Source organism: Micromonospora sp. NPDC004551, from assembly GCF_040609975.1.
GTDB lineage: Bacteria > Actinomycetota > Actinomycetes > Mycobacteriales > Micromonosporaceae > Micromonospora.
Window position 1 is genome coordinate 1 of the sequence record NZ_JBEXLM010000064.1, and the last position, 15,629, is coordinate 15,629.

General features: G+C 76.7%; 2 protein-coding genes. Both read left to right on the top strand.

Annotated features, from left to right (window positions below; all coding sequences use genetic code 11):
• Nucleotides 1-15: 15 nt before the first annotated feature.
• A complete protein-coding gene (locus ABZW14_RS33870; RefSeq protein ID WP_355355224.1) occupies nucleotides 16-8,598 on the top strand; it encodes an SDR family NAD(P)-dependent oxidoreductase in 8,583 nt (2,860 codons plus the stop codon).
• Nucleotides 8,599-8,919: 321 nt separating this feature from the next.
• Nucleotides 8,920-15,629: type I polyketide synthase (locus tag ABZW14_RS33875; protein WP_355355227.1), on the top strand; the 6,710-nt coding region annotated here is incomplete at its 3' end.

The following is a 15,629-nucleotide window of genomic DNA, read 5'->3' on the forward strand; positions in this document are numbered from 1 at the left end:
CCCTCGCAGCAGCGGGTGATCCGGCAGGCCCTCGCGAACGCCCGCCTGAGCGTGGCGGACGTGGACGCCGTCGAGGCCCACGGCACCGGCACCACCCTCGGCGACCCGATCGAGGCGCAGGCCCTGCTGGCCACGTACGGGCAGGACCGGGGGAACGCCGCGCCGCTGCTGCTCGGCTCGATCAAGTCGAACATCGGCCACACGCAGGCCGCGGCCGGCGTGGCGGGCGTCATCAAGATGGTCCTGGCCATGCGGCACGGCATCGTGCCGTCCACGGTGCACGTGGACGAACCGTCCCCGCACGTCGACTGGTCCGCCGGGGCCGTCGCCCTGGCCATCGAGGCGACGCCGTGGCCGGCGGTGGACCGGCCGCGCCGGGCGGCCGTGTCCTCGTTCGGCATCTCCGGCACCAACGCGCACGTGATCATCGAGCAGCCGCCGGCAGATGCCGTCGAAGGGCCGGTGGCCGGGCGGACCGCGCCGTCTCCGAACGGGGCCGAACCAGCCGTTGCGTCCCCGGACGAGGCCGGGCGGGTCGCACCGGCTGTCGACTCGATCGAGGGCGAGGTGGTCGCGCGGCCACTGCCCGGGCTGGTGCCGGTGCTGCTGTCGGCGCGGACGGATGCCGCCCTGGCCGCGCAGGCGGGCCGCTGGGCGCGCTGGCTGGCCGGTGACGGGGCGCTGCGCCCGGTGGACGTGGCCTGGTCGTCGGCGGTCACCCGGCCGGCCCTGGAGCAGCGCGCGGTGGTAGCGGCGGCGGACCGGGACGGCCTGCTCGGGGCGCTGCACGCTCTCGCCGGCGGGGACCCGTCCGGTGCAGTCGTGACGGGTTCCGCCGCCGGACGCGGCCAGCTCGCGATCCTGTTCTCCGGCCAGGGCGCGCAGCGCCCGGGTATGGGCCGAGAGCTGTACGCGAGGTTCCCCGTCTTCGCCGCCGCCTTGGACGAGGTGTGCGGGCATCTGGATCCGCTGCTGCCGCGTCCGTTGAGGGCGGTGCTGTTCGCCGAGGCGGACACGCCGGAGGCGGCGTTGCTGGATCAGACGGTGTTCACCCAGGCCGGTCTGTTCGCGGTCGAGGTGGCGCTGTTCCGTCTCGTGGAGTCGTTCGGGGTCGTGCCGGATCACGTGGGCGGGCACTCGATCGGGGAGATCACCGCCGCCCACGTCGCCGGAGTGTTGACCCTGCAGGACGCGTGCGCTCTCGTGGCGGCGCGGGGCCGGTTGATGCAGGCCCTCCCGGCCGGCGGCCGGATGCTCGCGGTCAACGCGGCCGAGGCCGACGTGTCCGCCACCCTGGACGGGCTGGCCGATCGGGCCGGGATCGCCGCCGTCAACGGGCCGAACGCCGTCGTGGTGAGCGGCGCCGTCGACGCCTTGGACGAGATCGAACGGACCTGGACGGCACGTGGCGTCCGGACCCGCCGTCTGGCGGTGAGTCACGCCTTCCACAGTCCGTTGATGGAGCCGATGCTGGCCGAGTTCCGCACGATCCTCGACGGACTGACCTTCGCCGCGCCGCTGGTGCCGGTGGTGTCGAACCTGACCGGCGCGCTCGCCGACCCCGACGACCTCCGTACCCCGGACTACTGGGTGCGGCACGTGCGGGAGGCGGTCCGGTTCGCCGACGGGGTCAGCGCCCTGCGGGCCGCCGGGACGGGCACGTTCCTGGAGATCGGCCCGCAGAGCGTGCTCACTGCGCTCACGGCCGACATCCTGCCCGCCGACGAGGGCATACTCGCCGTCGCCGCCCAGCGCCGGGACCGGCCGGAGACCCACGCCCTGCTGGCCGCGCTGGCCGACCTACACGTCAACGGTCTACCGATCGACTGGGCGCCGTGGTTCACCGACACCGGCGCGACCCGCGTCGACCTGCCCACCTACGCCTTCCAGCACCAGCGCTACTGGCCCGAGCCGGCGCCACGAGCGCAGGCCGCCCAGGACACCGGCCCGGACGCCGAATTCTGGGCCGCCGTCGAGAGCGGCGATTTGACCGCCCTCGCCACCCACCTCGGCGACGACACCGCCGTGGACGCCCTCACCCCGGCCCTGCCGGTCCTGTCCACCTGGCGCCGTTCCCGCACCCGGGGCACCGCGCTGGACGGCTGGTCGTACCGGATCGGGTGGGAGCCGGTGCGACCGGCCCCCACGCCCGGATTGTCCGGCCGCTGGCTCGTCGCCACCGTCGGCGGCGGCGCCGACGCGGGCATCGCGAAGACGCTCGCCGAGGCCGGCGCGCGGGTGGACACCATGACGGTGCCCTCCGGCGCCGCCCGGCGGGAGCTGGGGGAGCGGCTGCGGCGGATCAGCGACCAGGGCTGGGCGGGCGTGCTCTGCGTCCTGCCCCGCCAGGACCGGCCCCTCACGCACGCGCCGGCTCTCCCCGCCGGCACGGCCGCGCTCCTCACCCTCACCCAGGCGCTCATCGACACCGGCCTGCCCGGCCGGGTGTGGGCGCTCAGCCGTACCGCGCTGCCGGTCTCGCCCGGTGAGCGGGGCGGCGACGTCTGGGCGGCGCTGGCCTGGGGCCTCGGCCGGGTCGTGGCCCTGGAGCGGCCCGACCGGTGGGGCGGCCTGATCGACCTGCCCACCCGCGCCGATCGGGCCACGCGGGCCGCGCTCGGCGCGGTCCTCGCCGACGGCGCTCACGACCAGGTGGCCGTCCGCCGCAACGGCGTGTTCGCCCGGCGTCTCGTCCCGGCGACGCCGCCGGCCACCGCCGGCTGGCGGCCACGGGGGACGGTGCTCGTCACCGGCGGTACGGGAGCGCTGGGCCGGCACGTGGCCCGCTGGCTGCTGGCCAACGGGGCGGCCGAGGTGGTGCTGGCCTCCCGGCGCGGCCCCGACGCCCCCGGCGCGGCCGAACTGGTCCACGAACTCGGTGCCGTCCGCGTGGTGGCCTGCGACGTCAGCGATGCCGTCGCCGTCGCCGACCTGGTGGACGACCTGCCCGGGCTGACCGCCGTCGTGCACACCGCCGGCGCCTCCGGCGGCACCACCCCGGCGGACGACCTGACCGCCGGTGACCTGGCCGAGACCCTCGGCGGCAAGGTGCTCGGTGCGGTCCACCTGGACGCCGCCTGCCGGGACCGTGACCTCGACGCGTTCGTCGTCTTCTCCTCCGTGGCCGGTGTCTGGGGCGGCGGCGGGCAGGCCGGCTACGCCGCCGGCAACGCCCTGCTGGACGCGCTGGTCGCGGCCCGCCGCGCGGCCGGGCTGCCCGCCACCGCCCTCGCGTACGGCCCGTGGGCCGCCGACGGCATGGCCGCCACCGGCGAGACGGCGGACGGATTGCGCCGCCGCGGCTTCGTCCCGCTCCCGCCCGACGCCGCCGTCGCGGCGCTCGAACGCTGGGTGAACGCCCCCGAACCGGCCCCCGTGATCGTGGACGTGGACTGGTCCACGTTCGTGGCGGCGTTCACCGCGGCACGGCCGAGCCACCTCTTCGACCGGGTCGCCCCGGTGACCGAGGGGGAGGCGAAGCCCGCGGAGACCAGGGTCGCCACCGACGGGTTGCGCGCCCGGCTCGCCGCACTGCCGGCCACCGGCCAGGCGACGCTGCTGGTCGACCTGGTCCGCGCGGAGGCCGCCGCGGTGCTCGGCCACCCCGGCACCGATCAGGTGCCCGCCGGGCGCGCGTTCCGCGAGCTGGGCTTCGACTCCCTCGCGGCGGTGCAGTTGCGGGACCGGCTGGGCCGGGCCACCGGACTGAACCTACCGTCGACAGTGGTCTTCGACCACCCGTCGGCGGCGGAACTGGCGCGTTTCCTGCGTACCGAACTGGTGGCCGGCGCGGACGCCCCGGCGGCCCTCGCCACCGTGGTCCGGCCCGCCGCGGACGAGCCGATCGCCATCGTGTCGATGGCCTGCCGGTTCCCCGGCGGCGTGTCCTCCCCGCAGGAGCTGTGGCGGCTGCTCGCCGACGGGGTGGACGCCGTGACCCCGATGCCCACCGACCGGGGCTGGGACCTGGACGGCCTCTTCGACAGCGACCCGGACCGGGTCGGCACCAGCTACGCCCGCAGCGGCGGCTTCCTGGACGACGTCGCGAGCTTCGACGCCGCGTTCTTCGGGATCAACCCCCGTGAAGCGCTGGCCATGGACCCGCAGCAGCGGCTGCTGCTGCACACCACCTGGGAGCTGTTCGAGCGCGCCGGCATCGACCCGCAGCGCGTACGCGGCTCGGCGACCGGCGTCTTCATGGGCACCAACGGGCAGGACTACGCGACCCTCCTACTGGGTGCCCGGTCACAGGTGGAGGGCTACCAGGCGACCGGCAACGGCGCGTCGGTCGTCTCCGGGCGGCTGGCGTACTCGTTCGGCCTGCACGGGCCCGCCGTCACCGTCGACACGGCGTGCTCGTCGTCGCTGGTGGCGCTGCACCTGGCCGCCCAGGCGCTGCGTTCCGGCGAGTGCGACCTCGCGCTGGCCGGCGGTGTGACGGTGATGTCCACGCCAGGGGCGTTCCTGGAGTTCTCCCGGCAGCGCGGGCTGGCCGCCGACGGCCGGGTCAAGGCGTTCGCCGCGGGCGCGGACGGCACCGGCTGGGGCGAGGGCGCCGGCGTCCTGCTGCTGCAGCGCCTCTCCGACGCGCAGCGGGAGGGCCGGCCGATCCTGGCCGTCGTGCGGGGCAGCGCCGTGAACCAGGACGGCGCGTCCAACGGGCTGACCGCACCGAACGGGCCGGCGCAGCAGCGGGTCATCCGGCACGCGCTGGCCAACGCCGGCCTGGCCGCGGCCGACATCGACGCGATCGAGGCGCACGGCACCGGCACCACCCTCGGCGACCCGATCGAGGCGCAGGCGCTGATCGCCGCGTACGGGCCGGACCGGCCGGCGGACCGGCCGCTCTGGCTCGGCTCCGTGAAGTCGAACCTCGGCCACACCCAGGCCGCGGCCGGCGTGGCCAGCCTCATCAAGATGGTGCTGGCGCTGCGGCACGGGACGCTGCCGGCGACCCTGCACGTCGACGAGCCCACCCCGCACGTGGACTGGGCGTCCGGTCCGCTGGCGCTGCTCACCGAGGCGCGCCCGTGGGACGCCGACGGGCGGCCCCGCCGGGCCGGTGTTTCGTCGTTCGGGATCAGCGGCACCAACGCCCACGTCATCCTCGAAGAGGCGCCCACGGCGGACCCGAGCGAGGGGGTGGAGCCGTCGCCGCCCGCCGGCGCCGCGCTGCCGTGGCCGGTCGCCGCGGCGACGGCCGCCGGCCTGCGGGACCAGGCCGACCGCCTGGCCCGCCGCCTCGCCGGCCCGGCTCCCGGTTCCCCCGAGCCCGCACCGAGCCTCGCCCCGGCCGACCGCGCCGGAGCGGTGGCGTGGGCGCTGGCCGAGGGCCGCGCACACCTGGACCGCCGGGCGGTCGTCGTCGCCGCCGACCCGGAGACCCGGATGGCGGCGCTGCACGCCCTGGCCGCGGGCGGCGCACACCCGGCGCTCGTTCCGGCGGCGCCGGCCACCTCGGGTGGCACCGCCGTCCTCTTCTCCGGTCAGGGTGCGCAGCGCGCGGGGATGGGCCGGGAGCTGTACGGGACGTTCCCGGTGTTCGCCGCCGCGCTCGACGAGGTGTGCGAGCACCTGAACCCGCTGCTGCCGCAGCCGTTGACGTCGGTGCTGTTCGCGGATGCGGGAACGCCGGAGGCCGCGCTGCTGGACCAGACCGTCTACACCCAGGCGGGCCTGTTCGCCGTCGAGGTGGCGCTGTTCCGCCTCGTGGAGTCGTTCGGCATCGTGCCGGATCACGTCGGCGGGCACTCGATCGGGGAGATCACGGCGGCGCATGTCGCCGGGGTGCTGTCCCTGGCGGACGCCTGCGCTCTCGTGGCGGCGCGGGGCCGGTTGATGCAGGCCCTGCCGGCCGGCGGGGGGATGCTGGCCGTCGCCGCGGACGAGGCCGCGGTCGCCGCATCGATCGCGGATCTGGGTGACCGGCTGGGCATCGCGGCCGTCAACGGCCGGCACGCCGTCGTGGTCTCCGGCGACGAGGCGGCCCTGGACGAGGTGGCGCAGGTCTGGCGCGACCGGGAGGTCCGCACCCGCCGGCTCACGGTGAGCCACGCCTTCCACAGCCCGCTGATGGAGCCGATGCTGGCCGAGTTCCGCACCGTGCTGGAGGGGCTGACGCTCCGCGCGCCGCTGCTGCCCGTGGTGTCGAACCTGACCGGCGCCCTCGCCGACGCCGACGAGCTGCGCACGGCCGACTACTGGGTGCGGCACGTCCGCGAGGCGGTCCGCTACGCCGACGGGATCACCGCGCTGCGCGACGCCGGGGTCGACACGTTCCTGGAACTCGGCCCGTCCGCCGTGCTGACCCCGATGAACGCCGGCCTGCTCCCCGACGACAGCGCCGCCGTCGCCACCCTCCGCGCCGGCGTACCGGAGGTCACGGCGCTGCTCACCGCCGTCGCCACCTGCTACGCGCACGGGCGGGACGTCGACTGGCCGGCGGTGCTCACCCCCCTGACCGGCCCCCGGCCGGCCCCCCGCGACCTGCCGGAGCTGCCCACGTACGCGTTCCAGCCGCAGCGGTACTGGCCGAACCTGGCCGCGCCGGTCGGCGGTGGCGCGGACCCGGCGGACAGCGAGTTCTGGCGGGCGGTCACCGACGGCGACCTCGACCGGCTGGGCATCGACACCCGGCAGCCACTGCGGGACCTGCTCCCGGAGCTGGAGTCGTGGCGACGCCGCCGCCGTCAGGACGGCATCCTCGCGGGCTGGCGGTACCGGGTCACCTGGCGGCAGCGGAAGCTGACCGGCGGCGAGCCGGGCCGGATCCTGCTGGTGGCGCCGCCGCGCGAGACCACCGACACGATCGGCGACGCCCTGCGGGCCGGCGGCGCGGCCGTGCGGGTGCTCACCCTGGACCCGGCGACGCTCGACCGGGACGGGCTCGCCGCCGCCCTGGCCCGGGCCGACGGCCAGCACCAGCCCACGGCATTGCTGTCCCTGTTCGCGCTCGACGAGGCGCCGCACCCCGAACAGGACGCCCTGCCGTCCGGGCTCGCGGCCAACCTGCTGCTCCTCCAGGCGCACACCGGCATGGACGCCGCCGCGCCGCTGTGGCTGGCCACCACCGGGGCGGTCGCCACCGACGAGGAGACGGCGAGCCGGCCCTGGCAGGCCGCCAGCTGGGGCCTCGGCCTGGCTGCCGCCCTGGAACACCCCCGGCACGTCGCCGGCCTCGTCGACCTGCCCGCCACGGTGACCATGGAGGCGGCCGCCGCGCTGGTCACCGCGCTGACCAACACCGAGGGGGAGGACCAGCTGGCCGTCCGCGCGTCCGGCGTCCATGTCCGGCGCCTGGTCCGGGCCACCGGCCCGGCCGGGGGTACGGGCGGCGGCTGGACGCCGCAGGGCAGCGTCCTGCTCACTGGCGGGGCCGGGGCGGTCGCCCGGCACGCCACCGCCTGGCTGGACCGGCACGGCGCCGCGGTGGTGCCGCTGGACCAGCCGGCCGGCGGCAAGCTGGCCGACCGGATGGCGCAGCTCGCGACCGACGGGCGGCCGGTGACCGGGCTCGTGCACGTCCCCGCCGACACCGGCACCGTGCCGCTGGCCGAGCTGACCCTCGCCGGTCTGGCCGCCGACCTGCTCGTCACCGTCGGCGATCTCCCGCGCTACGCCGACGAGGTGGAGAACGGGGCCCTCGGGGCGCTGGTGATCTGCTCGTCCACCTCCGGGGTGTGGGGCTCCGGCGGGCGGGCCGGGCAGGCGGCCGGCGACGCCCTGCTCGGGGTGCTCGCCGCCAACTGGCGCCGGGCCGGCCTGCCCGTGACGTCGGTGGCGTTCGGCCCGTGGGCGGACGGCCTCGCCGACACCGACCGGGAGCAGCTCAGCCGCCGCGGCCTGCCCGGCATGGATCCGGAGCTGGCCGTCGCCGCGCTGCGCCGGGCCGTCGCCGACGGCGAGCAGGTCGTCGTGGCCGACGTACGGTGGGACCGCTTCGTGCCGGCCGTCGCCGCCGTACGGGCCCGGCCGCTGTTCGGCGAGGTGCCCGAGGCGCGGGACGCGCTGCTCAGCCTGCATTCGGACCAGCCGGCGGACGACGCGACGGCCGTCGCGCTGCGCGAGCGGCTCCGGCCACTCGGCGAGGCCGAGCAGGAGGCGCTCCTGGTCGACCTCGTCGCCACCCAGGCCGCAGCCGTGCTCGGCCACCCGGGCACCGGCGACCTCGGCCCGGCGCGGGCGTTCCGCGAGGTCGGCTTCGACTCGATGACCGCGGTGGAACTGCGCAACCGGCTCCGGGCGGCCACCGGGGCCACGCTGCCGGCCAGCGTCGTCTTCGACTACCCGACCCCCCTGGCACTCGCCCGTCACCTGCGCTCCCTCGTGGTGCGGGAGGGGCCCGGGGCGACCGACGGCCTGCTGTCGGCGCTGGAGAAGGTGGACGGCCTGTTCGCCGCCGGCACGCCGGACCCGCTCACCCGGCAGAAGCTGCTGGTGCAGATGCAGGCGTTCCTCGCCCGCTGGGGTGACGACCGTTCCGCGCCGGACACGGCCCCCGTCGCGCCGACGCTCGACGGTGCCACCGACGCCGAACTCTTCGAATTCATCCATCGCGAGCTGGGTGGACCCGGCGGCAATGTTCCCGGGGATTTCTGAACGAATTCCCCGACCATTGTCGAGCGTTCCGGGTGAGCCGGTCGCGGGGGCCGGTGGCCGCCGCCGCGACCGGCCGGCCCGTGCGGTGGCCGGACCGCCGGCGGCACGGCCCCGGGCCAGCCTGCGGGCCTTGTGGGCGGCCGTCCTGCTAGGGGCGGCCCTAGGGGCACCGTAGGGGTTGTGACCCGCCTCGGCCGACAATTACCTTCCTCACCGTAAGTGAGACCTGGTGGGCGCGGCGACGCTGTGGACCATTGCAATTCGTGGTCGGGCCGAACGGTATTGGGTCGCCTGTTTATCCGGCCCGAAAAGGTGGCGCTGATGGCGACTGAAGATACCCTCCGGGAATACCTGAAATGGGTGACCGCGGACCTCCACCAGACCAGGAGGAAGCTCGGCGAGCTGGAGGCGGCGCACCGCGAGCCCATCGCCATCATCGGCATCGGCTGCCGGTTCCCCGGCGGCGTGCGCTCGCCGGAGGAGCTGTGGCGGCTGGTCGCCGCCGGCGAGGACGCCATCGCCGACTTCCCCGCCGACCGGGGTTGGGACCTGGACCGGCTCATCCACCCGGACCCCGACCACCCCGGCACCTCCTACGTCGGGCAGGGCGGCTTCCTCGACTCGGCCACCGAGTTCGACCCCGGCTTCTTCGGCATCTCGCCGCGCGAGGCGCTGGGCATGGACCCGCAGCAGCGGCTGCTGCTGGAGACCTCGTGGGAGGCGTTCGAGCACGCCGGCATCGACCCGGCGACGCTCCGCGGCCACCAGGTCGGCGTCTTCGCCAGCACCACCGGCCAGGACTACGCGGCGCTGCTCCAGTCGCCACCGCCCGGCGTCGAGGGGTACGTCCTCACCGGCACCGCCGCCAGTGTGGTCTCCGGCCGCATCTCGTACGTGCTGGGCGTCGAGGGCCCGGCCGTCTCCGTCGACACCGCCTGCTCGTCGTCGCTGGTCGCCCTGCACCTCGCCGGCCAGGCACTGCGGCAGGGCGAGTGCACCCTCGCGCTGGCCGGCGGCGCCACCGTCATGTCCACCCCGGCCGCGTTCGTCGGGTTCAGCCGGCAGCGCGGGCTCGCCGCCGACGGCCGCGTCAAGGCGTTCGCCGCCGCCGCCGATGGCACCGCCTGGGGCGAGGGCGTCGGCGTGCTGCTCGTCGAACGGCTCTCCGACGCCCGCCGCAACGGCCACCCCGTCCTCGCCGTGCTGCGCGGCAGCGCCGTCAACCAGGACGGCGCCTCCAACGGGCTCACCGCCCCGAACGGCCCCTCCCAGCAGCGGGTGGTGCTTCAGGCCCTGGCCAGCGCCCGGCTCTCACCCGAGCAGGTCGACGCCGTGGAGGCGCACGGCACCGGCACCAGCCTCGGCGACCCGATCGAGGCCACCGCCCTGCTCGCCACGTACGGGCAGGGCCGGCCGGCGGACCGGCCGCTGCGGCTCGGGTCGGTGAAGTCCAACATCGGCCACACCCAGGCGGCCGCCGGCGTCGCCGGCGTGATCAAGATGGTGATGGCGCTGCGGCACGGCACCCTGCCGGCCACGCTGCACGTCGACGAGCCCACCCCGCACGTCGACTGGTCCGCCGGCGCCGTGTCGGTGCTGACCGAGGCGCTGCCCTGGCCGCCCGGGGAGCAGCCCCGCCGCGCCGGCGTCTCCTCCTTCGGCATGAGCGGCACCAACGCCCACGTGATCATCGAGGAGGCGCCGCCGGAGCCCACGGACGACGGCGCCACCGCCCCGGAGACCCCCGCCGCCGAGGAGACCGCGCCGGCACCGGTGAGCGGCCCGGCGCCGGTGGCGGCCACCGGGCTGGTGCCCGTGCTGCTCTCCGCGCGCGACTCCGCCGGGCTGGCGGCCCAGGCGCGCCGCTGGGCCGACTGGCTCGACGCCGACGCCGACGCCGACGCGAATGGCGCGACCGGCGCGGACACCGCCGCGCACGTCCGCGCCGCCGCACGCGCCGATGCCGATGCCGATGGCGTGGCCGAGGCGGACTCCGGCGCCCTGACCGATGTCGGCTGGTCTTCGGTCACGAGCCGGGGCGCGCTGGAGCACCGGGCCGTCGTCCTCGCCACCGACCGAGCCGGCCTGCGGGACGACCTGCGCACCCTTGCCGCCGGCGGCACCGCGCCCGGCCTGGTCGTGGGCTCCGGCCCGCGCGGTGGACAGCTCGCGTTCCTGTTCAGCGGGCAGGGCGCGCAGCGGGCCGGCATGGGCCGGGAGCTTGCCTCGGCGTTCCCGGCCTACGCCGAGGCGCTCGCCGAGGTGTGCCGCGAACTCGACCGGCACCTGCCCCGCCCGCTGGGGCCGATCCTCGCCGCCGAGGCCGGCACCGAGGCCGCCGGCCTGCTCGACCAGACCCTCTACACCCAGGCGGGCCTGTTCGCCGTCGAGGTGGCCCTGTACCGGCTGCTGGAGTCCTGGGGCGTGACGCCCGACGTGCTGATGGGCCACTCCATCGGGGAGGTGGTCGCCGCGCACGTGGCCGGCGTGCTCCCGCTCGCCGACGCCGCCACGCTGGTCGCCGCCCGGGGCCGGCTCATGCAGGCCCTGCCGGCCGGCGGCGCCATGCTGTCCGTCGCCGCCGCACCCGCCGACGTCGAGGCCGTCCTCGCCGACGTCGAGGGCCCGGTCGGCGTCGCCGCCGTCAACGGCCCCGCCGCCGTGGTGGTCTCCGGCAGCGCCGACGCCGTCGCCGAGGTCGACCGCCGCTGCGCCGACCGGGGGGTACGCACCAAGCGGCTCACCGTCAGCCACGCCTTCCACAGCCCGCTCATGGAGCCGATGCTCGCCGAGTTCGCCGCCGTGGTGAGCCGGCTGGAGCTGCGCGCCCCGACCCTGCCGATCGTGTCCAACCTGACCGGCGCGCCGGTCGACCCGGAGGCCGTCCGCACCGCCGAGCACTGGGTACGGCATGTGCGCGAGGCGGTCCGCTTCGCCGACGGCGTCGAGCAGCTGCGCGCCCTCGGCGCCGGCACGTTCCTCGAGGTCGGCCCGAGTGGGGTGCTGACCGCGTTGACCCGGGAGATCCTCGGCCCGGACGCCACCGCGGTGGCGCTGCTGCGCCGGGACCGGCCCGAGCCCGCGGCGCTGCTCACCGCGCTCGCCGAGCTGCACGTCGCCGGGGTCGCCGTCGACTGGCGGCAGCTCTTCGCGGGTGCCGAGCCGCGCCGGGTCCGGCTGCCCGGGTACGCGTTCCACCGCCAGCGGTTCTGGCCGGAGCCGCCCCCGCCCGCCCCGACCGGGGACGCGACCGGCGCGGACGCCGAGTTCTGGGCGGCCGTGGAGCAGGCCGACGTCGAGGCGCTGCGCGACCAGCTCGGCGCCGAGCCGGCGGCCGGTGGCGATCCGGTGGAGGCGCTGCTGCCGGCGCTGCCCGTGCTCTCGTCCTGGCGTCGCCAGCGGCACGACCGCTCCACGGCGGACGGCTGGTCGTACGAGGTGGTGTGGCAGCCCGTGCCGGTCGCCGAGGGTGACCGGCCCGCGGGGCGCTGGCTGCTGGTGCTGCCCGCGGACGCCGCGCCCGCGTGGGAGGACGACCTGCTCGGGCTGTTCGCGGCGGCTGGCGACGCGCCGGCGCTGCTGCGTGTGGGCGCCGACGACCTGGACCGGGCAGCGCTCGCCGAGCGGCTGCGGGCGGCGGCCGGCGAGCGGCCGGTCGCCGGTGTGCTGCACCTCGTCGCCGGGCAGGACCGGCTGCTGCCCGGGCACCCCGGCGTGAGCGTCGCCGCCGCCACCACCCTCGTACTGCTCCAGGCGCTGGCCGACCTGGACCTCGACGCTCCCGTCTGGTGCCTCACCAGCGGCGCGGTCAAGGCCGGACCGGCCGACCGGCTCACCGAACCGCTGCAGACCCTCGTGTGGGGGCTCGGCCGGGCCGCCGCCGTGGAGCAGCCGCACCGGTGGGGCGGCCTGGTCGACCTGCCGGCCACCGTGGACGCCGCCGTCCTGCGCCGGCTCGCCGCCGTGCTCGCCGGCGGCAGCGGCGAGGACCAGGTCGCCGTCCGCGCCGGCGGCGTCTGGGGCCGCCGGCTCGCCCCGGCCCCCGCCCCGGACCGGCCGGCGGGGGGGCGGTGGGCCGACGCCACGGTCCTGGTCACCGGCGGCACGGGAGCCCTCGGCGGCCACGTCACCCGCTGGCTGCTGGACCGGGGTGCCCGGCGCGTCGTCCTGGCCGGCCGGCGCGGCGCCGACACCCCCGGCCTGGCCGGGCTCCTGGCCGAGCACGGCGCCGACGGGCGGGTCACCGCCGCCGCCTGCGACATGACCGACCGGCAGGCCGTTGCGGCGCTGCTGGACTCCCTGCCCGACCTGACCGTGGTGGTGCACGCCGCCGGCACCGACCAGCTCACCCCGCTGACCGGCACCACCCTCGACGAGTTCTCCCGGGTCGTCGCCGGCAAGGTGCTCGGCGCGCTGCACCTCGACGAGTGCCTCGCCGACCGGCCGCTCGCGGCGTTCCTGATGTTCTCCTCCATCTCCGGGGTGTGGGGCAGCGCGGGCCAGTGCGCGTACGGCGCGGGGAACGCGCTGCTCGACGCGCTCGCCGTCCACCGCCGCGACCGCGGCCTCGCCGCCACCGCCGTGGCCTGGACGGCGTGGGGCGGCGCCGACGGCATGGCCGCCGAGAACGCCGCCACCGAGCAGCTGCACCGGATGGGCCTGCCCACCATCGACCCGCAGCGGGCCCTGGTCGCCCTGGACCGGGCCATGGACCGGCCCACCGCGTGCGTCACCGTCGCCGACGTCGACTGGAGCCGGTTCCACCCGGCGTTCACGCTCAGCCGGCCCAGCCCGCTCCTCTCCGAACTGCCGCAGGTGCGGGCGCTGGCCGAGGCGGAGGCGGAGAGCGCCGCCGCGCCGGCCGGCGTCGCCGAGGCGCTGCGCCACCTGGCCGACCTGCCCGAGGCCGAGCAGGAGCGGGAACTGCTGCGGCTGGTCAACGAGCAGACCGCCCGCGTCCTGGGCCACGCCACCCCGGACGACCTGCGGGGCCGGCCGTTCAAGGATCTCGGCTTCGACTCGCTCACCGCCGTGGACTTCCGAACCCGCATGAACGAGGTCACCGGGCTGCGGCTGCCGGCCACCCTGGTCTTCGACCATCCCACCCCGGCCGGACTGGCCCGGCACCTGCGGGAGACGGCGTTCGGCGGGGACCACGCCGCGCCGGCCACCGTGGCCGTCGCCACCGGCGCCGACGAGCCGATCGCGGTCGTCGGCATGGCCTGCCGCTACCCGGGGGGCGTGCGCGGCCCGGAGGAGCTGTGGCGGCTCGTCGCCGAGGGCATCGACGCGATCGGCGGCTTCCCCACCGACCGGGGCTGGGACACCCCCGCCCCGGACAGCGGCTACACCCCGGCCGGAGGCTTCCTCCACGACGTGACCGGCTTCGACCCGGCGTTCTTCGGCATCTCGCCCCGCGAGGCGCTGGCCATGGATCCGCAGCAGCGGCTCACCCTGGAGGCCTCGTGGGAGGTCCTGGAGCGGGCCGGTGTCGACCCGACCAGCCTCAACGGCAGCCGCACCGGGGTGTTCGTCGGCGCCTCCACCTCCGGCTACGGCACCGGGCTGGCCGAGGTGCCGGAGGGCACTGAGGGCTACCTGATGACCGGCGGGGCGCACAGCGTCATCTCCGGCCGGGTGGCGTACACGCTCGGGCTGGAGGGCCCCGCGGTGACCGTCGACACCGCCTGCTCGTCGTCGCTGGTCGCCCTGCACCTGGCCAGCGAGGCGCTGCGCCGGGGCGAGTGCGACCTGGCCATCGCCGGCGGCGTCGCCGTGATGGCCACCCCGGACACCTTCGCCGAGTTCTCCCGCCAGGGCGGCCTGGCCGCCGACGGGCGGTGCAAGTCGTTCGCCGCCGCCGCGGACGGCACCGGCTGGTCGGAAGGCGTCGGGATGCTGCTGGTCGAGCGGCTGTCCGACGCGCGGCGCAACGGCCACCGGGTGCTCGCGGTGATCCGCGGTTCGGCGGTGAACCAGGACGGTGCGTCGAACGGGCTGACGGCCCCGAACGGGCCGTCGCAGCAGCGGGTGATCCGGCAGGCCCTCGCCACGGCGCGGCTGTCCGCGTCCGAGGTGGACGTGGTGGAGGCCCACGGCACCGGCACCACGCTGGGCGACCCGATCGAGGCGCAGGCGGTGCTGGCCACGTACGGGCAGGACCGCATCGAACCGCTGCTGCTGGGCTCGATCAAGTCGAACATGGGACACGCGCAGGCCGCCGCAGGCGTGGCCGGGGTGATCAAGATGGTGGAGGCCATGCGGCACGGAATCGTGCCGGCCACCCTGCACGTGGACGACCCCTCCCCGCACATCGACTGGACGGCCGGGGCGGTCACGCTCGCCACCGAGCAGCGGCCGTGGCCGGCGGTCGACCGGCCGCGCCGGGCGGCCGTGTCGTCGTTCGGCATCTCCGGCACCAATGCGCACGTCATCATCGAGCAGCCGGCGGAACCCGAGCCCGCCCGGACCGCCGAGCACGCGCCGGACCGGGCCGCCACCGGGCTGGTCGACACGGGCGCGCTGCTGTGGCCGCTGTCGGCGCGCTCGACCGCCGCGCTGGCCGGCCTGGCGGAACGGCTCGCGCGGCACGTCCGCCAGCACGACGCGCCCGATCCCGCCGCCGTGGCCTGGTCCCTCGCGACCACCCGGGCCACTCTGGAACAGCGCGCCGTCGTGGTCGGGACGAGCACCACCGAGCTGCTGGCGGGCCTTGATGCGTTGGCCTCCGGTGCGCCGGCCGGCAACGTGGCGGTCGGTGTGGCGTCCGGTCACGGGGCCGGTCCGGTGTTCGTGTTCCCGGGTCAGGGTGGTCAGTCGGTGCGGATGGCGGCGGGTCTGGTCGGGCGGTGCCCGGTGTTCGACGCGCGGCTGGCCGAGTGTCAGCGGGCGTTCGCCCCGTTCCTGGACGTGGACCTGGCGTCGGTGCTGACGGGGGATGACGAGTCGTGGTTGGAGCGGGTGGAGGTGTTGCAGCCGGTCCTGTTCGCCATCGGCGTCTCCCTGGCCGAGGTGTGGCGCCAGGCCGGTGT